Consider the following 21,239-nt stretch of genomic DNA (forward strand, 5'->3'; position numbering starts at 1 on the left):
CCCCCGCGCGGGGACGTATACGCACCCGGCCCCGTCAGCCCGCAGTCCGTCCGGGCGCTCGCTCGTCAGCCCGCGCTGTGAGTCCGGTCGGTCTTCCTCCTCGCGTCCTGCGCGGACGGCCTCGTTCCTCAGCCGGCCACTGCGGGCGCTCGCTCGTCAGCCCTCTGTCGCGGGCTCGCCCGCCACGATCAGGTCCGACAGGTGCTCGGCGATCTCCGCCCGCAGCACCTCGGGGATGCCCGCGTCCGTCACCAGCGTGTCGACGTCCTCCAGGGCCGCGAACGAGCTCAGGCCCACCGTGCCCCACTTGGTGTGGTCGGCGATCACCACCACCCGGCGCGCGGAGCGCACGAAGTGCCGGTTGGTCTCGGCCTCCGCCAGGTTCGGCGTCGACAGGCCCGCCTCCACCGAGATGCCGTGCACGCCGAGGAACAGCAGGTCGAAGTGCAGTGCCTGGATCGCCCGGTCGGCCACCGGGCCGACCAGCGTCTCCGAGGGCGTGCGCACCCCGCCGGTGATCACGACGGTCGCCGAGCCCTCGCCCGCGCCGGCCCGCCGCTGGCCGTTCTGGAAGACGTCCGCGACCCGCACCGAGTTGGTCACCACCGTCAGGTCCGGCACGTCCAGCAGATGGTGCGCCAGCGCGTACGCGGTCGTGCCGCCGGCCAGGGCGATGGCGCTGCCGGGCGGCACGAGCGCCGCGGCGGCCGTCGCGATGGCCTCCTTCGCGCCCAGCTCCAGGCCCGACTTCGCCTCGAAGCCCGGCTCGTGGCTGCTGGCCTCCACAACCGGCACGGCCCCGCCGTGCACCTTCTCCACCACGCCCTGCCGGGCGAGCGCGTCCAGGTCGCGGCGCACCGTCATGTCGGAGACGTTGAGCCTGCGGGTCAGCTCGTTGACCCGCACCCCGCCGCGGCGGCGTACCTCGTCCAGGATCAGTGCCCGGCGCTGCTCTGCGAGGAGGTTCTGGTTGTCGCTCACCCGTGACCTCGTATCCGATCCGTCCGTCTCGTCGCGCGATGCCCTGCGAAGCGCGCTCGGGCCATCCTTCCACGCCGCACTCCCGCGCGCCCCGGGGACCGCCAGGTGGAACGCCCCGGCGCACGCCCCCCGGTACCGGCCCGCCACCGGACCGGCCGGCCCGGCTCAGGGCAGTTCGGGAAGGTCCTCGGGGTAGAGCAGCTGGAGTTCGTCGTGGGTGGGCTCGGCGACATGCGCCAGGCGCACCGCGTGCCGCTCCACCATCGCCTCGAACGTCTGCCGCGCGGCCCGCCCGTTGCCGAAGGCGGGCCCCTTGGGCATCGCCGTGAAGTATTTGAGCAGCGCCTCGCCGGCGTCGTCGCCGAGCCGGTACTCGTGCTCGGCGGCCTGCGCCTCCACGATCCGCAGCAGCTCGTCGGCGGTGTAGTCGCCGAAGGTGATGGTGCGCGAGAAGCGGGAGGCCACACCGGGGTTGGAGGCGAGGAAGCGCTCCATCTCGGCGGTGTAGCCGGCCACGATCACCACCACCGCGTCCCGGTGGTCCTCCATCAGCTTCACCAGCGTGTCGATGGCCTCCCGGCCGAAGTCCCGGCCGGCGTCCTCGGGCGCCAGCGCGTACGCCTCGTCGATGAAGAGCACCCCGCCGCGGGCCCGTTCGAAGGCCTCCTGGGTGCGGATCGCCGTGGAGCCGATGTGCTCGCCGACCAGGTCGACCCGGGCGACCTCCACCAGGTGCCCGCGCTCCAGCACGTCCAGCGAGGCGAGGATCTCGCCGTACAGCCGCGCGACGGTGGTCTTGCCGGTGCCCGGGGAGCCGGTGAAGACCAGGTGGCGGCGCGGCGAGGGGGCCTTGAGGCCGGCCTGCTGCCGGCGGCGGCCCACCGCGATCATGTCTATCAGCGTGCGCACCTCGCGCTTGACGCTGTCCAGGCCCACCAGCGCGTCCAGCTCCGCCAGCACCTCGGTGCTGTCGCGCGCGGCGGGCGCCGCGGGCGGTGCGCTGTCCGCGGGCCGCTGCTGCGGCACCCCGCCGAGCAGCCCGTACGAGGCCCCCGCGGGCTGCCGCTCGGGCGCGGGGGCCACCGGGGCGGTCACCGGCGCCGGGTCGGGGGTCGCGGCCCGGTCGCTGGTGCAGTCCTCGGTCACCGGGCCGGGCTCGGCGAACTCGTAGCCGCCGCGGGCGCAGCGCTCGGTGCGGCAGCGGGTGAGGGTGGACCGGCAGCCGTCGATGACGTGGAAGCCGTAGCCCTTGCTGCCGGTGACCCGCACGCTGGTGAAGGTGCCGCGGCCCTCGGCCGAGACGTACACCCCGGACTCGGTCGCGTTGGTCACTGTGCAGCGCTCCAGCGCCGGGTCCGCACCCTTGGTGACGATGACGCCGGTCGCAGTGTCGTCGATGGTGACCTGGGCGAAGGTGCCGCCGCTGCCGTGGTCGCGGAACCAGGCGCCGGTCGCGGCCTCCTTGATCCGGCAGTCGTCCAGCTGCACATTGGCGCCGTCGCTCACCGACACCGCGGTGTTGCGGATCTGCGTGAAGTCGCTGTCCACCACGTCCGCGCGCGAGCCGCGGTCCAGCACGAACAGCGCGTCCGGCACGTCGTGCACCCGGCAGGAGTCGATGACGGCGACCGCGCCGTCGCTGACCCACACCGCCGGGTAGTCGCCGGTGCTGTCGTGGATCTCGCAGGAGTTGGCGTCCGCCCTGGTGCCCGGGTCCCACACCGACAGGCCGTTGCGGCCAAACCCGCGGACCGTGCAGCGGGTGAGGGTGAGCACCGCGCGGGCCCGCAGGTCCACCGCGTTCTCCGGGATGTCGTGCAGCTCGCAGTCGGACATCGCCAGCACCGCGTCGGAGTCCAGCGTGATGCCGTCGCCGGTGGTGCGGTGCACCCGGCAGTCGGTGAGCTGGCCGGTGGCGCGCTGCGACAGGTGCAGGCCGGTGCCGTGCACCTCGAAGACCTCGCAGCCCACCGCCTCCAGCGAGCTGCCGTCCCCGGTGACGGACACGCCCGAGCCCGAGGCGTGGTGCACCCGGCAGCGCTCCAGCCGCGGGCTGCCGCCGCCGCGCACCGCGACGCCGCTCTGGCCGGCCGCGACGACCTCGCAGTCCTCGAACACCCCGCCCGCCGCGTCCAGCACGCTGATGCCGACGCCCGCCGGGTTGTCGACGGTCAGCCGCCGGGCGGTCGGCCGGGCGCCGTCGCGCACCTCCAGGCCCACCGCGGAGCGGGCGTTGACCCGTACACCGGTCAGCTCGGGGGCGCAGGTCTCCACCAGCAGCGCGGCGGCCGTGCTGTCCTGGCCCTCGACCACCACGTCGTGCACCGCCGCCGCGGCCCGCACCGTCAGCGCGACACCCGAGGGCGGCGCGATCCGCACCGTGCCGGGGCCGTCGGCGCAGCGCAGCGTCACCGCGTGGTCGATCACCAGGTTCTCCCGGTACGTGCCGGGGCCCACCGACAGCACGTCGCCGTCGCCCGCCGCCGCCAGCGCGGCGGCCAGGGTGCCGTACTCGCCTGTGCGGCGGCGCCACCGCGAACTGCCGGGGTTGGTCACCTGCACCACGCCATGTGCCATCGGGTTGCTCTGCCCCCACCTCTTGCGTCGGCCGACCGGGGACCAACCGTAGCGTGCGCCGCGGGTGGCCGTTGACGACGACCCGTCAGGCGGACGCCGCCGTACGCGGGATCCGCCGGAGCGTGCGCCGCATGACTCGCGTATGCCCCGGATCGGGCTCCGGCGCACGCGCCCGCCGGCGCGTCCGAGTCGCCCCCGGCGGACCCGCTCGCGCCCCGCTCAGCCGCCCGCGCCCGCCCGGCCCCAGTCCTGGTCGAACCGGGCCCACGCGCGCTCCCAGGAGTCCATTCTGCGCCGCATGAGGTGCCACATGAGGACCTGGCGCGACATCAGCAGCGCCCCGCCGGCCGCGCTGCCCGCCGCCATGCCGGCCAGGGTCGCGTGGGTCGCCGCCGTCGTACCGTCCAGCGGCGGCGGGACGAGGGCGCCCTTGTGGTCCGTCCAGAGCAATATGCGGTTGCCGCGCCACATTTCCAGGCCCACCGGCACCTTCCCGCTGTGCGTGCTGCGGTCGGGCGCCGTCCAGCGCAGGACCTCGCCCTCCCGCGCGTCGGCGTCCCGGTCCTCGCCGGCCGCCGCGGAGCCCGCCGCTCCCGGCGCCGCCTTCGCGGCCGGGCCGCCGCCCTGCGGCACCACGGTGGCCGGCACCAGGCTGCGCTCGGACCGCTGGACCCGCGCCACGCGCTGCAGCGCGCGGTCCACGGACTGGCCGGCCCACCAGCCGATGACCGGCACCGCGCAGAAGAGCACCACGGTGACCACGCCGAGCCACGCCTCGACGACATCGGAACGCCGGCGCAGCGGATTGCGCCGCCAGCGCCACCCGAACCTGCGCCGCCCGGCCTTGCCGAGCCTGGTACGACGAGCCACGGCCGACCACCCCCTTCACCCGTCCACTTACCGCACACGGCACGGTCGACACCCTCAGGGCCCACGTCAGTTCCCGCTGGGGCCGCGGGAACGGCGCCGACGCGTCACTCCACCAAGGTCAACGGATCGCCGACGCGCAGGGTTCCGGGATGCTCGGGCACCAGGTTCTGCCCGAACAGCAGGCGGGAGCCGGCCCTGCGGTGCCGGGCGAGGGTGCGCAGCGGCTCCTTGCCGCGCACGCCGCTGACCTGGTCGGTGGTGGTCACCACGCAGCGCCCGCAGGACTTGGCGACCCGGAAGACGACCTCGCCGATCCGGATCCGCCGCCAGTCGTCCTCCGCCCAGGGCGCGGTGCCGTCGACCACCGCGTTGGGCCGGAAGCGGTCCATCGGCAGCGGGCCCTCGGACGGGTGGTCGCCCGCGGCGATCAGCTCGTTGAGCGCCCGCAGCGAGCCGGTGGTGGTCAGCAGCAGCGGAAAGCCGTCCGCGAGGCTCACGGTCTCGCCGGGGCGCGCGTAGGCGGGGTCGATCGGCCGGCGCACGGCGGGCTCGTCCAGGTGCACCAGCCGCACCGGCGCCTCCAGCCACCCCGACAGCCAGGCGTCGGCGGCGTCCCCCGCGGGCACCACGTCGACCTTGCCGGCGAACAGCCGCACCGTGCGCAGCGCGCCGGGAGCGGGCACGGCGACGTCCAGCGCCGGCCGGCCGGGCGCGGACAGCCGCAGGCCGCCCGGCCGCAGTTGCGCCGCCACCCGCGCGAGCCGCGGTTGCTCGCGCTGGGTGACGGCGGTGTCGGTACGGGCGTCGACCAGCATCCAGCGGCGGTCCCCCGCGAGCCCCCACGGCTCCACGACCGCCTCCGCCACGCCGACGGCACGCAGCGACTTGACCGGATGGATGTGCAGGGCGCTCAGCGTCGGCGTGGTCATGCCGCCATCGTGCCAGCCGGGCGCCCGGGACAACGGTGTCAGCCCTGGTAGTAGCCCCCGCCGCCGGTGCCGAGGTTGCGCCGCTGGTAGGGCTCCTCGGGGTGGCCGCCGGGCACCTGGCGCGGCGGCATCGGCCGCGGCGGGACCGGGCGGGCCGCCTCGTAGCCGGCGGGCGCGGGCTGCTGCGGCATGCCCTGCGGGACGCCGGCCGGGTGGCCGTTCTGGAAGCCGCCGGGGAAGCCGCCGCCGGCCGGCGCGAGGCCGCCGCCGTTCTGGAAGCCGCCCGGGAAGCCGTTGCCGCCGTAGCCGCCGCGGGGCGCCGCGGCCTGCTGCGGGATGTACGGCGCCGGCTGCTGCGGGTAGCCGCCGCCCTGGTAGCCGGCCGGCGGCGCCGGCTGCGGCTGCTGGTACGACGGCGACGAAGGACCGGACGGCAGCGCGGGAAGCGCGGGCAGCGCCGGCAGGTTGCTGCCGCCGTAGCCGTTGCTCATTCCCGAGTCGTAGCCGGTGTACGCCGACGGCACACGGATCGGGGCGATCTGCGGCGTGCCGCGCTCGGCGACGAGGCTGTCGTAGATCGGGGTGTCCGGAAAGGACGAAGACGAGGGGGAGTAGCTGCCGTAGCCGCCACCGTACGAACCGCGGGGGGTGGTCATGAGCCATAAGTTAAGCCCACGATGTGGTCGTTGGGGAGACCGATTAGAGGGTTGTTTGACGGGTGTTTGACGGGTCGCGAGAGCCCTGATGTCCCCAATCTGAGCGAATCCCCGGAAACCGGTCACCCGCCAGTGGTGTGATCAGGTAAAAGGCGTGCGTCGGAGGGGTTGTCGGGGAGGCGCTGTGCGCCGGGGGAGGGGGAGCGGTGCTGCTGCGCAGGGGGGAAAGTGTCCGGTTGCCGACCGCGGAAGTCCGCTTGGAGTTTGAACGGGGCACCGGTTACGGCATACCGCGGGCTGATTTGTGCGCACTCGTGCTCACCGGTGAGGGGCCGCCGCAGCCGGCCGGTGTCGTACGCGCCGGCGCGTCCGCGCACCCCTCGGGAGCCGTCACCCACACCCGGCACGCCGGCCCCGGCGGCCGGGTCGTCGACACGCTCGTCCTCGACCTGGCGTCACTCGAAAGAGCCGTGACCGCCGTGCTGCTGGTGATCCGCGCCGAGGGCGGGCCCGCCGGCCGCATCCCGGCCGTACGGCTGCGGGCCCTCACCGAGGGCCGCCCGCCCGCGCGGCTGGACTGGCCGGGGCCGACCGGCGGCCCGGGCACCGCGGTCGGCGAGTGCTACCGGGACGGCGACGGCTGGCGGCTGCGCGCCCTGTCCCGCGCCGCCCCGCCGCTGCCGGACACCCCGCGGCCCGCCGCCCCCGCGCCCCTCCCGCGCCCGGAGGGCGTACGCGTCGGCCCGGGGCTGCTGCGGGTCGCCTTCGGGGCACCGGACGAGGTGGACCTGTGCGCCCTGTTCGAGCTCGCCGACGGCCGCAAGGGGGTCGTGCAGCCGCTCGGCGGCGCCCGCGGCGCCCTGTGGCTGCCGCCCTACGTCCGGCTGGACGACGACGGCTGCGGCGGCGAAGGGGACGACGCGGGCGACTTCACCGGCCCCCTGCTGACCGTCAACCTCGACCACGCGCCGCTCTTCCGCCGCGTCCTGGTCTTCCTCGCGGTGCGCGGCGGCGGCTTCGGCCGGCTCGCCGGGCAGGTCGCGGTGCGCCCCGAGTACGGGATGCCCCAGGACTTCGACCTCGCCCCCCGCGGCGGCGACAGCGCGGCCTGCGCCCTGCTGCTGCTCAGCCGCGACGGCGACACGCTGCGGATGCGCCGCGAGGCCCGCCACCTGCCCGCGCTGCCCGGCCTGAGCCCGCAGCGCACCGTCGACTACGCCTACGGCTGGGGCCTGCGCTGGACCCCCGCGCAGAGCTGAGCCCGCGCGGGGCCCCGCCCGGAGCGCCGCCTCAGCCCGTCACGTCCGGGTCGGGGCGGGTGTACGTGCGCCCCTTCCACGCCGCTCCCCGCCCCCGGTAGTGCTGCACGGCCGAGTCGACCGTCATGAGCAGATACAGCGCCGCGGTGTACGGCAGCGTCAGCGCCAGCCACCACCGCTGGCCGTAATAGCGCAGCATCGGCAGGTACGTCAGCGTCATCACCAGCCACGCCGCCGCGCCGAGCCCGCACACCGCCCAGCCGCCCGCAGCCGCGCCGGCGACCGCCGCGACCGGCGGCACGAGGTAGATCAGCGCCAGCCCCAGCACCGTGCCGGCCAGCAGCGCCGGGCTGTGCCGCAGCTGCGCGTAGGCGCTGCGGGCGACCATCCGCCACAGCTCGCCCAGGTGCGGGTAGGGGCGGACGCTGTCCACCTGCTCGGCGAGCCCCAGGTGGATCCGCCCGCCGGAGCGCTTGACCGCCCGGGCCAGCGCCACGTCGTCGATCACGGACTGCCGGATGCTGTCGGGCACGCGGGCCGCGTCGACGGCCGAGGCGCGGATCAGCACGCAGCCGCCCGCCGCCGCGGCCGTGCGCGAGGCGGGCCGGTTGATCCACCGGAAGGGGTAGAGCTGCCCGAAGAAGTACACGAAGGCCGGCACGATCAGCCGCTCCCAGCCGGTCTCCACCCGCAGCCTCGCCATCTGCGACACCATGTCGAGGTTCGCGCCGGCCGCGGCGGCCACCAGCGAGCGCAGGCTGTCCGGGTGGTGCGCGATGTCGGCGTCGGTCAGCAGCAGGTACTGCGCGCCGGTGCGCTCGCGGGCCAGCGCGATCCCGTGCCGCACCGCCCACAGCTTGCCGGTCCACCCGGCCGGCGGCTCGCCGGGCGAGGTGACGGTCAGCGGCAGCCCGCCGTGCCGCGCGGCCAGTTCCCGGGCGACGTCCCCGGTGCCGTCGGTGCTGCCGTCGTCGACCAGGAAGACCGCCGCCCGCCCCGGATACCGCTGCGCCAGCAGCGACGGCAGGCTGCTGCCCAGCACCTCCGCCTCGTCCCGCGCCGGCACCACGACCGCCACCGACGGCCACCGGGCCGGCTCGCCGGACACCCGCGGCAACCGCACGTCGGTGCGCCAGAAGAAGCCCTGGCCCAGCAGCAGCCACACCCACACCAGCAGGGACAGCCCTGCGATCACTGTCATCACCGTCACCCGCCGCAGTCTGCCGCACCCCGGGTGCCGGGCGCGGGCCCGACCCCGGCGCCGCATAAAGTGAGGGCGTGAAGATCGCACTCGTGGACTCCGGGATCGGACTGCTCGCCGCCGCCGCGGCCGTACGCCGGCTGCGGCCGGACGCCGACCTGGTGCTGTCGTGCGACCCGGCAGGCATGCCCTGGGGGCCACGCACCGCGCAGGACGTCAGCGACCGCGCGCTGCGCTGCGCCCTGGACGCGGCAGAACGCGGGCCCGACGCGCTGATCGTCGCCTGCAACACCGCCTCCGTGCACGCGCTGGACGCGGTCAGGGCCGCCCTGGAGCCCGCCCTGCCGGTGGTCGGCACCGTCCCCGCGGTCAAGCCCGCGGCGGCCGGCGGCGGCGCGATCGCGATCTGGGCGACCCCGGCCACCACGGGCAGCGCCTACCAGCGGGCGCTCATCGCCGACCACGGCGGCGCCGCGCAGGTCACCGAGGTGCCCTGCCCGGGCCTGGCCGACGCCGTGCAGGCCGGCGACGAGGCGGCCGTCGACTCCGCCGTGCGGGCCGCGGCGGCACTCACTCCGACGGGCGTACGCGCCGTCGTCCTCGGCTGCACGCACTACGAACTCGTCGACGACCGCATCGCCGCCGCCGTGCCCGGCGCGGAGCTCTTCGGCTCCGCCGACGCCGTCGCCGCCCAGGCGCTGCGCCGCATCACCGCGGCGGGCCGGCCGGTACCGCCCGGCGGGGGCGGCCTCGAAGTGCTGCTCGACGGGGTCGCGGCCGAGCTGCCCGCGGTCGCCGCCGGCTACCGGCAGGGCGCCGCGCTCACCGTGACTCCCGCCACGGCTTGACCGCCTGGGGCTGCCCATCGGGCACGGTATGAGTACGCTTCGAGCATGACGCACGCTCCCCGACCGGAGTCCGTCGCGCCTCAGGTGTGGACGGGCCGCGCCAGCAACCGCATGCAATGGGTCCTCGCCGCCGCGGGGGCCGCCTGCCTCGCCCTCGGTGTCGAGCTGGCCGTGGACCAGCCCGCCACCACCGCGCTCGCGCCCCTGGTGATGTCGATCGTGGGCTGCCTGGCCGTCGGCCTGCTCATCATCTTCGGCACCCTCGCCTTCACCCACGTCAAGGTGCAGGTCGACCGCGAGTGCGTCGAGGTGCGCTGCGGCCACATCGGCGTCCCGCGCCGCCGTATCCCGCTCGCCGACGTCAGCGGCGCCGCGCTCGCCCCGCTGATCAGCCCGCGCAGCTGGGGCGGCTGGGGCTACCGCTGGCGACCGGAGAAGGGCACCGCCGTCGTCGTACGGCGCGGCCCCGGCATCGTCATCGACCTCGGCGGCGGCCACCGCTTCACCGTCACCGTCGACGACCCCGAAGGCGCGGTGCAGGCCATCGCCGCCTGGCTGCGGCACCCCCTCACCAGCCCCTGACACCCTGAGCTCCCCCCGGCCCCCGTACGGTCCCGCGCGGCCCATCGACGGGGGCCGGGCCGTGCCCGGGCTCAGTCCGCCGGGGGCAGCGCCTCGGCCGCGAACGGGCGCGCGGTCGCCACGCCGGCGAGGAAGCCGGCCCCCGCGGTGACGGCGGCATAGCTGAGCACGTGGTCCACCGTCGCGAGCATCGCCAGCCCGGTGAGCGTGGCGGCGGCGGTGAGCACCACGGGCGTCGGGCGCGGCGAGCGCCACAGCGCCGTCAGCAGCCACCCGAAGGAGACCGCGAGCAGCGCCACCCCCGGGATCCCCTGCTCCGCGGCCAGTTGCAGCGGCGCCGACTGCGGCGACGGCGCGGCCGGCGTTAGGTCCGCCGCGGGCGCCGCCTCGTCGGCGAAGCGGTCCGGGCCGACCCCGCGCAGCGGATGGTGCCCGGCCAGCGTGACCGCCTGGTGCCACAGGTTCACCCGCGGCTGGGTGAGCTGCCCGGTCAGCGACGCCGACAGGCCCGCGGGCAGCGCGCCCACCGCCACCGACCAGCTGACCCCCACCGCGACGGCCGCGGCCAGCGCCAGGCACACCAGGGCCGGCAGCCGGTGCCGCATCCGGGCCGCGGCCAGCGAGCACAGCACGATCGCGACGCCCGCCGCGAACCCGGCCGCCGAGCCCAGCGCGAGCGCCGCCACCGCCGCCCCGGCGCCCACCGCCAGCAGCGCGGCCCGCAGCGCCGTACCCCGTACGGCCCAGGCGGCGCAGCACGCCGCGCCCACGGCCAGCACCAGCAGCGCGGCGTCCGCGTTCGGATAGCCCAGCGGCGGCGCGTCGGGCCGCCCCGCCAGCCGGCCCGGCGGCCCCAGCACCAGCGCCAGCACCGCCCCGGCGGCCACCCCCGGCGCCAGCGCCGGCAGCAGCGACCCCAGGATGCGGCCGAGCGCGTAACCGGCGGTGACGGCCAGCACCGCCAGCAGCGTGCCCTCGGGCCGCGCCGGGCGGCCCGCCGCCGCGACCAGCGCCCACACCGAGGCGCAGCTCAGCACGACGATCCCGGCGGCGTCGGTGAACGTGCCGCGCTCGCGCCGCACTCCGCCGCGCGCCCGCTGCCGTCCGCCGGCACGCGGCGCGGTCGTGGTACCCGGCGGTCCGCCCGCCGTCGTGTCCATGCCCCGGCACCCCCTGACGCCCCGCGTACGCGACGGCCCCGCGACACCCGCGTATCCCCGCGCGGGCGCCTGCTCGGGGTCACCGTAACGGCTGATCGGGCCGGTGGGGACCGCCTGGCACCAACGATGTCGCCGCTGGGAAACCTGGTGCGGATGTGGCGTTCACCCGGCGCCGCGTAGGCTCGGCCCATGGCGACTCCGCAATTCATCCAGGACATCCGCGCCAAGGCGGGCGACACCCTGCTGTTCCTGCCCGGCGTGGCCATGGTGGTCTTCGACGACCGCGGCCGGGTCCTCCTCAACCGCCGTACCGACACCGGCCGCTGGGCCCTCATCAGCGGCATCCCGGACCCCGGCGAGCAGCCCGCCGAGGCGGCGGTGCGCGAGATCGAGGAGGAGACCGGGGTCCTGGCGATCGTCGAGCGGGTGCTGAGCATCTTCACCAACGTCCCCGTCGTCTACCCCAACGGGGACCGCGCGCAGTACATGGACATCGTGCTGCACTGCCGCGCCGTGGGCGGCGAGGCCCGGGTCAACGACGACGAGTCGCTGGACGTCGGATGGTTCGCGGTGGACGAGCTGCCGCCGCTGGGCCCCATCGCCCGCGGGCGCATCGAGCTGGCGCTGCGCGACGACCCCACCTGGTTCGCCCCGGCCACCGCCCCGGGCCTGACCGACCCCGGCTACCGCGCCCCCTGACGGCCCGTCCGGCCCGCGCCCGCGCGCAGGGCAACGCGCGCGTACGGCGCCGCGCCGCGCGATGGCACACTGGAGGGGTCAGCGCCCCGCGCCGCGGGCGGGGGCGTCCGCCGAGCGTTACGTGAGCAGCCCGTACTCGAGCGCGTGACTCCACGACGAGGGGATGCCATGGCGGACGTGCCGTACGAGACCGCGGTCAACGAGGCGCTGGAACGCCTCGCGCACGCGGGGTTCTTCCTGGGCGCCGGCGGCCCCGGCAACCAGTTGCGCGGCTTCGCCCTCCACGCCCCCATGGGCGCCGAGGCGCTGGCCGCGCTGGGGCACGGGGACCTCGTCCCCGGATGGGTCGACGGCTACGCGGTGCGCCGCGGCTTCGGCGCGCCGCCCGACCCCTTCGCCCCGATCGACGGGGACGACCCGGCGTCCTGGCGGGAGGCGCTCGGCCGGACACGTCGGCTCGCGGACTGGGCGGCGCTCTTCCGCCGGCAGATCGACGACACCGGCTGGCACGCGACGCTGGTCGCCTGGTGGCCGCGGCTGGCGCCCGGCATGATGGCCGGCCTGACGCACGGCCTGATCCGCACCGCGCACGCCGTCCGCAGCGCGTCCGCCGTCGCCGAGCCGACCCCCTTGCAGCTGCACGAGATCGCCAACGGGCTGGCCTTCTGGGCGGCGATGTACCAGCTGCCCAGCAGCGCCATGGCCCGCGGCGCCCGCGCCATCGGCACCGTGCGCACCCTGGGCCGGCGCCCCGCCGACAAGCTCTTCGCCGACGCCGACGCCCTGATCGGCCGGTCGGTGGACGCCGCCGTCGCGGAGTTGGGCGCGGTGAGCGCCGCGCACTACCTGAAGGTGCCCGGCCGGGTGCCCGTCCCGGCGATCCACACCGTGACCGCGCCCGCCGCGCTGCGGCTGATGCTGCCGCTGCTGCCGCCGGAGCTGGGCCCGCGGTCGTACGAGGCGATCCGCGACGTGTGCGGCACGCTGCTGAACCTGTTCGCCGCCGGCGGCCCGGACGACGTGCCGGAGCCCGCGGTGGACGGCGCCGATCCCGCGGTGCAGCGGCGGGTGCTGGACGCGGCGGTGGAGCTGGGCGACGAGCACGGCATCAAGATCGCCGAGGCCGCCCGCCGGGAGTTCGCCGACCACCCCGACCCGCGGTATTTCGCCGCCGCGCACCACGCCGTCACGCTGCTCGGCGGGTCGCCGGGGTGACGGCGGCGCGGCCGTCGGCGGGCCGTCGCGGACCCGCGTCCCGGCCCGGCCGGAAAGTCGTACAAGCATTCGTCATATACCGTCTGGCCAGCGGACTTTGTCAGTGCCCGGCGGTAAAATGGGAGCTGTTCGCAAGGATCGGCCGACGCCGCAGGAGGTTGCCGATGCCCGCTGCCGTACTCTCCCCGCCCACGAGCCCGCCGACCGGGATCGCCGCCCGGCCCGCGCTGCCGAAGAAGCCCCTGCCCGCCGGACACCCGCGCGCCTGGTACATCGCGCACAACCGGCGGCTGAAGTCCATGCGCCTGGTGATCGCCCTGCTCGACTCGGGCGTCTACGAGCCGGCCCAGGCCGGCAACGGGCGGATACGCGACGCCGCCGAGCGCATCGGCGTCCACGAGCCGTCCGACACCACCTGCCACATGGTGCGCAGGCTGCTGGTCTACGGCCGCTGAGCCGCGCGCGCCGCGGTCCCCTCCCGCACCCGGCGGAAGGGGACCGCGGCCGGCCGGTCAGGTCTTGCGGTAGGTGTACGCGTCCGCCGCCGCGGCCGACACCGCGTCCAGGTCCGCACCCGTCGAGGCGGTCACGACGGCCGCGACGGCGCCCTCCAGGAAGGGGGCGTCCACCAGCCGCGTGCCCGCGGGCAGTTCCTCGTCGGCGAGCAGCGCCTTGACGGTCAGCACCGCGCTGCCCAGGTCCGCGAGCACCGCCACGCCCGCGCCCCGGTCCACCGCACGCGCCGCGGCCACTATCAACTCCGAGCTCGTGCCGAAGCCGCCGTCCGGGCCGCCGCCCGCCGGCTCCACGGGCACGTCGGTGCCGGCCCCGGTCAGCCCGGTGGCCAGCCCCGCGACCGCGCGGGCCGCCTCGGCGCTGTGCGAGACCAGCACTATGCCCACCAGCGAGGGGGAGCTCATGCGCCCTCCCGCGCGGTGTCGGCGAACGCCGCGACCAGCAGCGCGGAGGAGGTCGCGCCCGGGTCCTGGTGCCCGATGCTGCGCTCGCCCAGATAGCTCGCCCTGCCCTTGCGGGCCCGCAGCGGCGTCGTCGCCTGCGCGCCCTCCCGCGCCGCTGCCGCCGCCGCGGCGAGCGCCCGCGCCAGGTCCTCGCCCCCGTCCAGGGCGCCGGACAGCGCCTCCAGGGCGGGCACCAGCGCGTCCAGCATCGTCTTGTCGCCCGGCGCCGCGCCGCCCAGCTGCGCCACGCCGTCCACACCGGCCCGCAGCGCGTCCCGCAGCCGGTCCGCCGGCACCGCCTGCTCCTCGCCCAGTTCCTTGCCCGCCCGGCGCATCAGCGTGCCGTACAGCGGCCCCGAGGCGCCGCCGACCGTGCTTATCAGCGTCCGCCCCACCAGCACCAGCACCGCGCCGGGGGTCTGCGGCTGCTCCTGCTCGACGGCGGTGCGCGCGGCCAGGAAACCGCGGCGCATGTTCGTCCCGTGGTCGGCGTCGCCGATCGGGGAGTCCAGCTCGGTCAGATGGGCGGCGTCGCGCTCCACGGCGTCGGTGGCCGCCGCCAGCCAGCGCCGCACGAACGCCGCGTCGACCGGCGCCTCGGAATCGGGGGTTGCGTTCATTGCGGTCGCGCGGTCCTTTCGCCGGTGGTGCGGAAATTGGTGCCATGGGATGCCGCCGGGAGCGTGAAGCGGCGGTGCGGGCGGGGCCGGCGCCGACGGGCCGGCCCCCGGCGGGCTCAGATGCCCCAGCGCAGGCCCGGGGTCGCCACCGGGGCGTCGTACAGCCGCAGCAGCTCCTCGTCGACCTGGCAGATGGTCACCGACGCGCCCGCCATGTCCAGCGACGTCACATAGTTGCCGACCAGGGTCCTGGCGACGGCGACCTTCCGCTCGGCCAGCGCCCGCTGCACCTCGGCGTTGAAGCCGTACAGCTCCAGCAGCGGGGTGCCGCCCATGCCGTTGACCAGCACCAGCACCGGGCGGTCGGGCCGCAGGTCGGAGACGACCGCCTCGACGGAGACGTCCGCGATCTCGCCCGAGGTCATCATGGCGCGCCGCTCCCGGCCCGGCTCCCCGTGGATGCCGACGCCCAGCTCCAGCTCGCCCTCGGGCAGGTCGAAGGTCGGCCCGCCCTTGGCCGGCGTGCTGCACGCGCTCAGCGCCACGCCGAACGTCCGCGACGCCTCGTTGACCTGCCGCGCGAGCGCCGCGACCCGGTCCAGCGGGGCGCCCTCCTCGGCAGCCGCGCCGGCGATCTTCTCCACGAAGAGCGTCGCGCCGGTGCCGCGCCGCCCGGCGGTGTAGGTGCTGTCGATGACGGCCACGTCGTCGTTGACCAGGACGGTCGCGACCTGCACGCCCTCGTCCTCGGCGAGCTCGGCGGCCATCTGGAAGTTCAGCACGTCACCGGTGTAGTTCTTCACGATGAACAGCACGCCGGCGCCGCTGTCCACGGCCGCCGCGGCCCGCACCATCTGGTCGGGCACCGGGGAGGTGAAGACCTCGCCGGGACAGGCCGCGTCCAGCATGCCCCTGCCGACGAAGCCGCCGTGCAGCGGCTCGTGCCCCGAACCACCGCCGGAGACCAGGCCGACCTTGCCCTCGAACGGCGCGCCACGCCGTACGATCAGCCGTTTCTCCACATCGACGACGAGTTCGGGATGCGCGGCGGCAATTCCGCGCAGCGCGTCGGCGACCACGTTCTCGGCGACGTTGATCAGCATCTTCATCTGCTACTCCGTCCGCACGGCCCCTGGAGATCTCCAGCCTACGAGTCCACCGCCCCGCAGGCACCCGTAACGACCGGGCCCGCCCCCCACCACACCCCCTTCGGCCGCACCCGCCCCCTTCCGCGCCCCCGTCCGGCCCGGCGGCCCGGCGTCCTGCGCGCGCCGCCCGCCCGCCGGGCGCCGCCGGCGCGTCCGGCACCGCAGCCGCCGCTCCTGGGGTGGTATGCCCTGATGCGAGGTGCCGTGCGCGGCTCCGCGCGGCCATACTGAGGACCGGGAAGCACCGAGGACCACGGGGGTGGCGGTACGCGATGGCGGCGGGACAGGGCGGGGACCACCACGCGCCGGGCGACGGCGGCGAGCACGGCACCGTCATACAGGGCCGCTACCGGCTGCACGAGCTGATCGGCCGCGGCGGCATGGGCGAGGTGTGGCGCGCCCTGGACGAGTCGCTGGGCCGCCGGGTCGCCGTGAAGTGCCTCAAGCCCGCGGGCCAGGCCAGGGACGCCGGCTTCACCCGGATCCTCCAGGAGCGCTTCCGCCGCGAGGCCAGGGTCGCCGCCGCGCTCCAGCACCGCGGCATCACCGTCGTCCACGACTTCGGCGAGCACGAGGGCGTGCTCTTCCTGGTGATGGAACTGCTCGACGGCCGCAACCTGCTGCAGATCCTGGACGACGCCCAGCGCCACCCGCTGCCCGTCCCGGACGTCATCGACATCGCCGAGCAGGTCGCCGCGGCCCTGGCGTACACCCACACGCAGGGCATCGTCCACCGGGACCTGAAACCGGCCAACATCATCCGGCTCAGCGACGGCGGCGTGAAGATCTGCGACTTCGGCATCGCCCGCCTCGGCCACGACATCGGCTTCACCTCCCGGCTGACCGGCACCGGCGTCGCCATGGGCACCCCGCACTACATGTCGCCCGAGCAGATCGGCGCCTCCGGCGAGGTCGACCACCGCAGCGACCTGTACTCGCTGGGCTGCGTGCTGTACGAACTGGCCACCGGCGCACCGCCGTTCGACCTCGGCGACACCTGGTCCATCCTGGTCGGCCACCGCGACAGCGCGCCGGAGCCGCCGCGCGCCCGGCGGCCGGAACTGCCGCCCGAGCTCGACCGCCTCATCCTCGACCTGCTCGCCAAGGAGCCCGACGACCGCCCGCAGGACGCCGCGGACGTCGGCGGCCGGCTCAAGGCGCTGCGCGCCGGCACCGGCGGCCCGCCGCACCCGGCGCCGCCCGCCCCCGCCGCCGGCGAGCCGGGCACGCAGGGCGGGGAGCTGCCGGGCTGGGCGCGGCAGCTCACGACCGGCATCCCCGCCGCCTCCACCCGCCTCCGGCACACCGCGCCCGCCTCCCCCCACCGCATCACCGGCGCCTGGTCCACCCGGGGCATGCGCGCCGGGCCGCCCGCCCCCGCGCCCGGCGTGCTCGCCGAACTCGCCGGCCGGCACGCCGAGGCCCTCGACCTCGCCCGGATCGGCAACTGGCGCCAGGCGTACGACCTGCACACCGCCGTCGCCGCCGCCCGCGACCAGGCCCAGGGCCCCGAGCACCCCGACACGCTGAGCAGCCGCTACGAGGCCGCGTACTGCCTGACCGGCCTCGGCCGCACCGAGGAGGCGCTGGGCCTGTACGCCTACGTCGGCGAGACCCGGGCCCGGGTCCTCGGCCCCGACCACCCCGACACGCTCGCCGCGCGGCACGAGGCCGCCTACGCGCTCGGGGTGCTCGGCCGCCACCTGGAGGCCCACCAGGAGTACGCGGAGGTGCTGGCCGCGCGGCTGCGCGCGGCCGGCCCCGACGACCCCGACACCCTGCAGTGCAAGCACAACCTGGCCTACAACCTCGGGCGCCTCGGCCGCACCGGGGAGGCGTACGAACTCGCCGCCGAAGTGGCCGAGGCCCGCGCCCGGGTGCTCGGCGCGGACCACCCGCAGACGCTGATAACGCGCTTCGAGGTCGGCCACATGCTCGGCAAGTCCCGCCGCTGGGCCGAGGCGCTCGACGTCTACCGCGAGGTCGCCGACGCCCGCGCCCGGGTGTGCGGCCCCGACCACCCCGACACGCTCGCCGCGCACTACGAGAGCGGCATCTGCCTGGGCCGGCTAGGCCGCAGCGCGGAGGCGCTGGAGCTCTACGAGTCGCTGGTCGAGGCCAGGACCAGGATCTCCGGCTCCACCGACCCCGAGACGCTGCGCGCCCGGCACGCCCTCGGCGTCAACCTCGGCCGGCTCGGCCACTGGGAGCGGGCCCTCGCCGAGGCCCGCGACGTGGCGGCCGTACGGGAGCGCGTCCTCGGCCACGTCCACCCCGACACGCTGGTCAGCAAGCGGGAGATAGCCGTGGGCCTGGGCTGGCTCGGCCGCTGGTCGCACGCGCTCACCGTCTACCACGAGGTCGCCGACGCCCGCGAGCAGGTCCTCGGCGCCACCCACCCCGACACCCTCACCAGCCGCAACGACGAGGCCCAGTGCCTGCTCCAACTCGGCCGCACCGCCGAGGCCCAGGCCATCTACGACCGCGTCGCCGCCCAGCAGCACAACGCGCCGCAGCAGCTGTGAGGGCGCCCCGCCCGCACTAGGGGGTGTCTGACAAATCCCGTCTGGCTGGCGGGGCTGGGCACGCACTCCCCCACGGCTGCGCGTGGGGGTGCCCCCAGCTGCGTTGTCGGTCGTCGGCGCAGCCCTCCCCCTGCCTTCGGCGGGAGGTACCCCCAGCGCTCTCCTCTCTCCGCCTTGCAATCGCACGCACCCAGCCCCGCCAGCCCCCGCCCTTACGGGCGGGACGACGCTACTTGTCAGACACCCCCTAGGGTCGCGGGTATGGGTGACGTGCGGGCTTTCCACGCCGGAGGCGTGCGGCTGGTGTACGAGGCGGACGGGCCCGAGGGCGGTCCCGCGGTGGTGCTGCTGCACGCACTCGGGGAGAACCGCGGCTCCTGGGCGCGGGTCGCGGCGGCGCTCGCCGCGGACGGGTGGCGTACGTACGCGCTCGACCTGCGCGGCCACGGCGGGAGCGACCACCCGGGGGACTACCCCTTCGAGGCCATGCGGGACGACGTCCTGGCGCTGCTGGACGGGCTGGGCCTCGGCGAGGTGACGCTCGTCGCCCACTCGGCCGGTACGTTCGTGGCCGCGCTGGTGGCCATGGACCGGCCGGCCGCCGTCCGCCGGATGGTCCTCGAAGAGGGCCCGCTGCCCTACCCTGCCGATCCGCCCCGGCCGGTGCCGACCGGGCCCTTCCCCGAGCCGGTCGACTTCGACTGGCGGGTCGTGGCCGCGGTGGCCCGGCAGCGCAACGCGCCGGCGGCCCTCCATCTGGAGGGCCTCGCGGAGATCACCGCCCCGACGCTGCTCGTCGCGGGCGGCCCTAGCAGCCATGTGCCGCAGGACCAGCTCGCGCAGGTCGCCGCCCTCATCCCCGGCGCCCGCCTGACCACGATCGAGGCGGGCCACATGGTCCACGACGAGCGCCCCGCCGAATTCCTCGCGGTGCTGCGCGCCTTCCTCGCCGAGGACGAGGACGAGGACGAGGACAGGGACAGCGGCCAGGCACCGGGCGCGGGACCGGCGGCTCGCGGCTGACGGCCCCGGTGCCGGCCCGTCAGGACGCCCAGGCCACCGCGAACGCCCGTGCGGGGTTCGTCCGCAGGAGCGCGTCCACCGCCGCCTCGCCCAGCTCGCGCACCAGCCGCGGCCCCATCACCCGCAGCAGGTAGGGCGCCCCCGGCCCGGCGCCCGGCGCGGTGGTGTCCGCGCCGAGCAGCAGTTGCCCGGTGTGCCCGTGCGAGGCGAGCGCGACCAGCGAGCCGACCGTCCAGGCGTCCGTCGCGTGATGCGCGCGGCTCGGCCCGTCGAAGGCCAGGAACGCCCCGGCGGCGGCCAGTTCGCGGTGCATCCCGGGGTCGGGGAAGCGGTTGAGGTGGCCGAGCAGCAGGCTGCTCGCCGGCACGCCCAGCTCGCCGTGCAGCAGCGCGAGCACATCGGCCGCCGCGGTGCCCATCTCGTGGTGGATGCCGATGGGCGCGCCCGTCGCGTGGTGCGCGTCGGCCGCCGCGGTCATCACCCACCGGGTGTGGTCGTCCAGGCCGTGGAACATCCCGGCGACCTTGATCATCCCGGCCCGCACCGCCGTCCGCGGCCCGTCCGGGTCGTCGCCGGCGGCCGTGCCGTGCGTCAGCTCGGCGACGAAGAGCTCCGCCAGCGCGTCCCCGCGGCGCAGCCGCCGCAGCAGCTCCGGGTCGTAGTGGACCTGCTGGTGCAGCCCGGTCGCGGCGATCACCCGCACCCCCGTGGCGCGTGAGGCCGCGACCAGCTGCTCCGCCCGGCGTCCCATCCCGAACGGCGTCCAGTGCGCCATCGCCCCGCCGCCCAGGTCGCGGTAGGCCGTCAGCGTGGCGTGCGCGGCGGCCACGTCGTCGAGCGGCGGGCCGGGCAGCGCGGGGGAGCGCAGGAAGAGGTGGTCGTGGGCGTCGCATACGCCCAGCCCGGCGGGGTCGATGTCGCCGAGGACCGTACGGACGGTGCGGGCCGCCGTCATGACGCCGCCACCTCCGCCCCGTCCGGCTCCCCGCCCGCCTTCTCCACCGGTTCTTCCTGCGCCGTCTCGCCCAGCACCGCCGCGGCCACCCGCAGCCCGGCGAGCGCCTTGGGCACCCCGACGTACGGCGCCAGGTGCACCATCACCTCGACGATCTCCCTCGGCTCCAGTCCGATCCGCAGGCTGTTGCGGACATGGTCGTCGAGCTGCGGCTCCACCCCGCCGAGCGCGGTGAGCGCGGCCATGGTGGCGATCTGCCGGTCGCGCAGCGCCAGCCCCTCGCGCTGGTAGGTGCCGCCGAACAGGGCGGTGACGATCCAGTCGGCGAAGCCCGGCGCCAGCGCGTCCAGCCGGGCCAGCGTGCCCTCGATCGTCTCCGGGCCGGCGAGTTCGCCCATCAGGCGGTAGCCGGCGGCGCGGTCGATCACGGCCTTGTGCCTCACCACTGCCTCCCCGTGGGGAGCGTGTCCAGTCCGGGGCGGGACAGATGCAGCACCTGGTGGCGCTCCTCGCCCGGCTCGTCGGGCGCTTCGTCCTCCCACAGGGTGAACCGCAGCAGCTCCCAGTGCCGCGGGTCCACGACCAGCGCCGCCGAGTGCAGCCCGGGCAGCGCCGCGAGAGCCACCGCCTCCTCCAGCGCGCCGGCGATCACCGCCGCCGGCTCCGTACCGGGCGCGATCGGCCGGGCCCGGCGGCCCGCGGCGCGCGGCGCGGCGTCGAAGGCCGGGCCGCGGAAGAAGCCGAGCCCCGTCCAGTGCTCGACGACCGGCCGCCCGAAGTCGTTCACGAGACCCTGGAAGCCCGGACCCCACAGGAAGCTGTTCATGCCCTCGGGGGTGTTCCACAGGTAGAAGGGCGCGTACTGGTTGACCGGCGAGCCGTCGACACCACGCTCCCTGATCAGATACGCCTTCTGGCCGAGCCCGGGGAAGTCGTCGAGCAGCGGACCCTTGGCGGCCACCCGGTGGCGGATGATCCCCATGTCGTAGTCGGCGGGCAGGGTGATCCGGTAGTTCATCGCGTGCACGGTTA

Annotated in this window: 21 protein-coding genes; 8 read left to right on the top strand and 13 right to left on the bottom strand. The window is 76.1% G+C overall.

Annotated features, from left to right (window positions below; translation table 11 throughout):
- Nucleotides 1-156: 156 nt before the first annotated feature.
- From HCN08_RS10685 to HCN08_RS10705, 5 genes are all read right to left on the bottom strand, one after another.
- On the bottom strand, nucleotides 157-981 hold the full coding sequence (locus HCN08_RS10685; RefSeq protein ID WP_167982732.1) for a DeoR/GlpR family DNA-binding transcription regulator: 825 nt from the start codon (nucleotides 979-981) through the stop codon (nucleotides 157-159).
- A gap of 165 nt (nucleotides 982-1,146) precedes the next feature.
- Nucleotides 1,147-3,558 carry a right-handed parallel beta-helix repeat-containing protein gene (locus HCN08_RS10690; protein ID WP_167982733.1) on the bottom strand — a complete coding sequence of 804 codons (2,412 nt, stop codon included), beginning with the start codon at nucleotides 3,556-3,558 and terminating at the stop codon, nucleotides 1,147-1,149.
- 219 nt (nucleotides 3,559-3,777) lie between these two features.
- Entirely contained in the window at nucleotides 3,778-4,428 is a 651-nt protein-coding gene (locus tag HCN08_RS10695) for an Rv1733c family protein (RefSeq protein WP_167982734.1), read from the bottom strand.
- Nucleotides 4,429-4,532: 104 nt separating this feature from the next.
- Nucleotides 4,533-5,357 (bottom strand): MOSC domain-containing protein, encoded by an 825-nt coding sequence (locus HCN08_RS10700; RefSeq protein WP_167982735.1) that lies wholly within the window; start codon nucleotides 5,355-5,357, stop codon nucleotides 4,533-4,535.
- A gap of 38 nt (nucleotides 5,358-5,395) precedes the next feature.
- Complete coding sequence (locus tag HCN08_RS10705) at nucleotides 5,396-6,013, bottom strand: DUF6643 family protein (protein ID WP_167982736.1); 618 nt, start codon at nucleotides 6,011-6,013, stop codon at nucleotides 5,396-5,398.
- Nucleotides 6,014-6,270: 257 nt separating this feature from the next.
- On the opposite strand from HCN08_RS10705, the gene HCN08_RS10710 reads away from it, so the two are divergent.
- A complete protein-coding gene (locus tag HCN08_RS10710; RefSeq protein WP_167982737.1) occupies nucleotides 6,271-7,272 on the top strand; it encodes a TerD family protein in 1,002 nt (333 codons plus the stop codon).
- Between the two features lie 31 nt (nucleotides 7,273-7,303).
- Here HCN08_RS10710 and HCN08_RS10715 read toward each other — a convergent pair whose 3' ends face one another.
- The gene (locus HCN08_RS10715) at nucleotides 7,304-8,473 is read right to left on the bottom strand and encodes a glycosyltransferase (protein ID WP_167982738.1); all 1,170 of its coding nucleotides are present in this window, start codon (nucleotides 8,471-8,473) and stop codon (nucleotides 7,304-7,306) included.
- A gap of 77 nt (nucleotides 8,474-8,550) precedes the next feature.
- Here HCN08_RS10715 and HCN08_RS10720 point away from each other — a divergent pair, with 77 nt between their 5' ends.
- Complete coding sequence (locus tag HCN08_RS10720) at nucleotides 8,551-9,321, top strand: glutamate racemase (protein WP_167982739.1); 771 nt, start codon at nucleotides 8,551-8,553, stop codon at nucleotides 9,319-9,321.
- A gap of 45 nt (nucleotides 9,322-9,366) precedes the next feature.
- Nucleotides 9,367-9,903: a hypothetical protein gene (locus HCN08_RS10725; protein ID WP_167982740.1), complete on the top strand. Its 537-nt coding sequence runs from the start codon at nucleotides 9,367-9,369 to the stop codon at nucleotides 9,901-9,903.
- Between the two features lie 71 nt (nucleotides 9,904-9,974).
- On the opposite strand, the gene HCN08_RS10730 is transcribed toward HCN08_RS10725, so the two are convergent.
- Nucleotides 9,975-11,063 carry an O-antigen ligase family protein gene (locus HCN08_RS10730; protein WP_167982741.1) on the bottom strand — a complete coding sequence of 363 codons (1,089 nt, stop codon included), beginning with the start codon at nucleotides 11,061-11,063 and terminating at the stop codon, nucleotides 9,975-9,977.
- A gap of 189 nt (nucleotides 11,064-11,252) precedes the next feature.
- Between HCN08_RS10730 and HCN08_RS10735 the strand changes: the two genes are divergently transcribed.
- From HCN08_RS10735 to HCN08_RS10745, 3 genes are all read left to right on the top strand, one after another.
- Nucleotides 11,253-11,762: an NUDIX hydrolase gene (locus HCN08_RS10735; protein WP_167982742.1), complete on the top strand. Its 510-nt coding sequence runs from the start codon at nucleotides 11,253-11,255 to the stop codon at nucleotides 11,760-11,762.
- 168 nt (nucleotides 11,763-11,930) lie between these two features.
- Nucleotides 11,931-12,977: a questin oxidase family protein gene (locus HCN08_RS10740; protein ID WP_167982743.1), complete on the top strand. Its 1,047-nt coding sequence runs from the start codon at nucleotides 11,931-11,933 to the stop codon at nucleotides 12,975-12,977.
- Nucleotides 12,978-13,141: 164 nt separating this feature from the next.
- Entirely contained in the window at nucleotides 13,142-13,432 is a 291-nt protein-coding gene (locus tag HCN08_RS10745) for a hypothetical protein (protein ID WP_167982744.1), read from the top strand.
- Between the two features lie 57 nt (nucleotides 13,433-13,489).
- Here the strand turns inward: HCN08_RS10745 and HCN08_RS10750 are convergent, their stop codons facing one another.
- The 3 genes from HCN08_RS10750 to dhaK all read right to left on the bottom strand — a co-directional run bounded on the left by HCN08_RS10750 (nucleotide 13,490) and on the right by dhaK (nucleotide 15,665).
- Nucleotides 13,490-13,897 carry a PTS-dependent dihydroxyacetone kinase phosphotransferase subunit DhaM gene (locus tag HCN08_RS10750; RefSeq protein WP_167982745.1) on the bottom strand — a complete coding sequence of 136 codons (408 nt, stop codon included), beginning with the start codon at nucleotides 13,895-13,897 and terminating at the stop codon, nucleotides 13,490-13,492.
- Nucleotides 13,894-14,556, bottom strand: a complete 663-nt coding sequence (dhaL, locus tag HCN08_RS10755) for a dihydroxyacetone kinase subunit DhaL (protein ID WP_167982746.1) — start codon at nucleotides 14,554-14,556, stop codon at nucleotides 13,894-13,896. The genes HCN08_RS10750 and dhaL overlap by 4 nt, the downstream gene beginning before the upstream one ends.
- Before the next feature lie 116 nt (nucleotides 14,557-14,672).
- On the bottom strand, nucleotides 14,673-15,665 hold the full coding sequence (dhaK, locus tag HCN08_RS10760; RefSeq protein ID WP_167982747.1) for a dihydroxyacetone kinase subunit DhaK: 993 nt from the start codon (nucleotides 15,663-15,665) through the stop codon (nucleotides 14,673-14,675).
- A 311-nt stretch (nucleotides 15,666-15,976) separates the two neighbouring features.
- Between dhaK and HCN08_RS10765 the strand changes: the two genes are divergently transcribed.
- Together HCN08_RS10765 and HCN08_RS10770 are read left to right on the top strand one after the other, a co-directional pair.
- Entirely contained in the window at nucleotides 15,977-18,229 is a 2,253-nt protein-coding gene (locus tag HCN08_RS10765) for a serine/threonine-protein kinase (protein WP_167982748.1), read from the top strand.
- 261 nt (nucleotides 18,230-18,490) lie between these two features.
- Entirely contained in the window at nucleotides 18,491-19,252 is a 762-nt protein-coding gene (locus HCN08_RS10770; RefSeq protein WP_167982749.1) for an alpha/beta fold hydrolase, read from the top strand.
- Between the two features lie 19 nt (nucleotides 19,253-19,271).
- Here HCN08_RS10770 and HCN08_RS10775 read toward each other — a convergent pair whose 3' ends face one another.
- From HCN08_RS10775 to HCN08_RS10785, 3 genes are read right to left on the bottom strand one after another with little or no spacing between them, the layout of a single operon-like run.
- Complete coding sequence (locus HCN08_RS10775) at nucleotides 19,272-20,207, bottom strand: phosphotriesterase family protein (RefSeq protein ID WP_167982750.1); 936 nt, start codon at nucleotides 20,205-20,207, stop codon at nucleotides 19,272-19,274.
- Nucleotides 20,204-20,650 carry a carboxymuconolactone decarboxylase family protein gene (locus HCN08_RS10780; protein WP_322974370.1) on the bottom strand — a complete coding sequence of 149 codons (447 nt, stop codon included), beginning with the start codon at nucleotides 20,648-20,650 and terminating at the stop codon, nucleotides 20,204-20,206. Before HCN08_RS10780 ends, HCN08_RS10775 begins: the two co-directional genes overlap by 4 nt.
- Nucleotides 20,647-21,234 carry a DUF4865 family protein gene (locus HCN08_RS10785; RefSeq protein ID WP_167982751.1) on the bottom strand — a complete coding sequence of 196 codons (588 nt, stop codon included), beginning with the start codon at nucleotides 21,232-21,234 and terminating at the stop codon, nucleotides 20,647-20,649. Before HCN08_RS10785 ends, HCN08_RS10780 begins: the two co-directional genes overlap by 4 nt.
- Nucleotides 21,235-21,239 lie beyond the last annotated feature (5 nt).

This window comes from Actinacidiphila epipremni, from assembly GCF_012034175.1.
GTDB classification, from domain to species: Bacteria; Actinomycetota; Actinomycetes; order Streptomycetales; family Streptomycetaceae; genus Actinacidiphila; species Actinacidiphila epipremni.

Coding starts and splice junctions, on each gene's coding strand:
- HCN08_RS10690 (WP_167982733.1), bottom strand. CDS start 3,558: ATGGCACATGGCGTGGTGCAGGTGACCAACCCCGGCAGTTCGCGGTGG.
- HCN08_RS10700 (WP_167982735.1), bottom strand. CDS start 5,357: ATGACCACGCCGACGCTGAGCGCCCTGCACATCCATCCGGTCAAGTCG.
- HCN08_RS10705 (WP_167982736.1), bottom strand. CDS start 6,013: ATGACCACCCCCCGCGGTTCGTACGGTGGCGGCTACGGCAGCTACTCC.
- HCN08_RS10715 (WP_167982738.1), bottom strand. CDS start 8,473: ATGACAGTGATCGCAGGGCTGTCCCTGCTGGTGTGGGTGTGGCTGCTG.
- HCN08_RS10725 (WP_167982740.1), top strand. CDS start 9,367: ATGACGCACGCTCCCCGACCGGAGTCCGTCGCGCCTCAGGTGTGGACG.
- HCN08_RS10730 (WP_167982741.1), bottom strand. CDS start 11,063: ATGGACACGACGGCGGGCGGACCGCCGGGTACCACGACCGCGCCGCGT.
- HCN08_RS10735 (WP_167982742.1), top strand. CDS start 11,253: ATGGCGACTCCGCAATTCATCCAGGACATCCGCGCCAAGGCGGGCGAC.
- HCN08_RS10740 (WP_167982743.1), top strand. CDS start 11,931: ATGGCGGACGTGCCGTACGAGACCGCGGTCAACGAGGCGCTGGAACGC.
- HCN08_RS10745 (WP_167982744.1), top strand. CDS start 13,142: ATGCCCGCTGCCGTACTCTCCCCGCCCACGAGCCCGCCGACCGGGATC.
- HCN08_RS10750 (WP_167982745.1), bottom strand. CDS start 13,897: ATGAGCTCCCCCTCGCTGGTGGGCATAGTGCTGGTCTCGCACAGCGCC.
- dhaL (WP_167982746.1), bottom strand. CDS start 14,556: ATGAACGCAACCCCCGATTCCGAGGCGCCGGTCGACGCGGCGTTCGTG.
- dhaK (WP_167982747.1), bottom strand. CDS start 15,665: ATGAAGATGCTGATCAACGTCGCCGAGAACGTGGTCGCCGACGCGCTG.
- HCN08_RS10765 (WP_167982748.1), top strand. CDS start 15,977: ATGGCGGCGGGACAGGGCGGGGACCACCACGCGCCGGGCGACGGCGGC.
- HCN08_RS10770 (WP_167982749.1), top strand. CDS start 18,491: ATGGGTGACGTGCGGGCTTTCCACGCCGGAGGCGTGCGGCTGGTGTAC.
- HCN08_RS10775 (WP_167982750.1), bottom strand. CDS start 20,207: ATGACGGCGGCCCGCACCGTCCGTACGGTCCTCGGCGACATCGACCCC.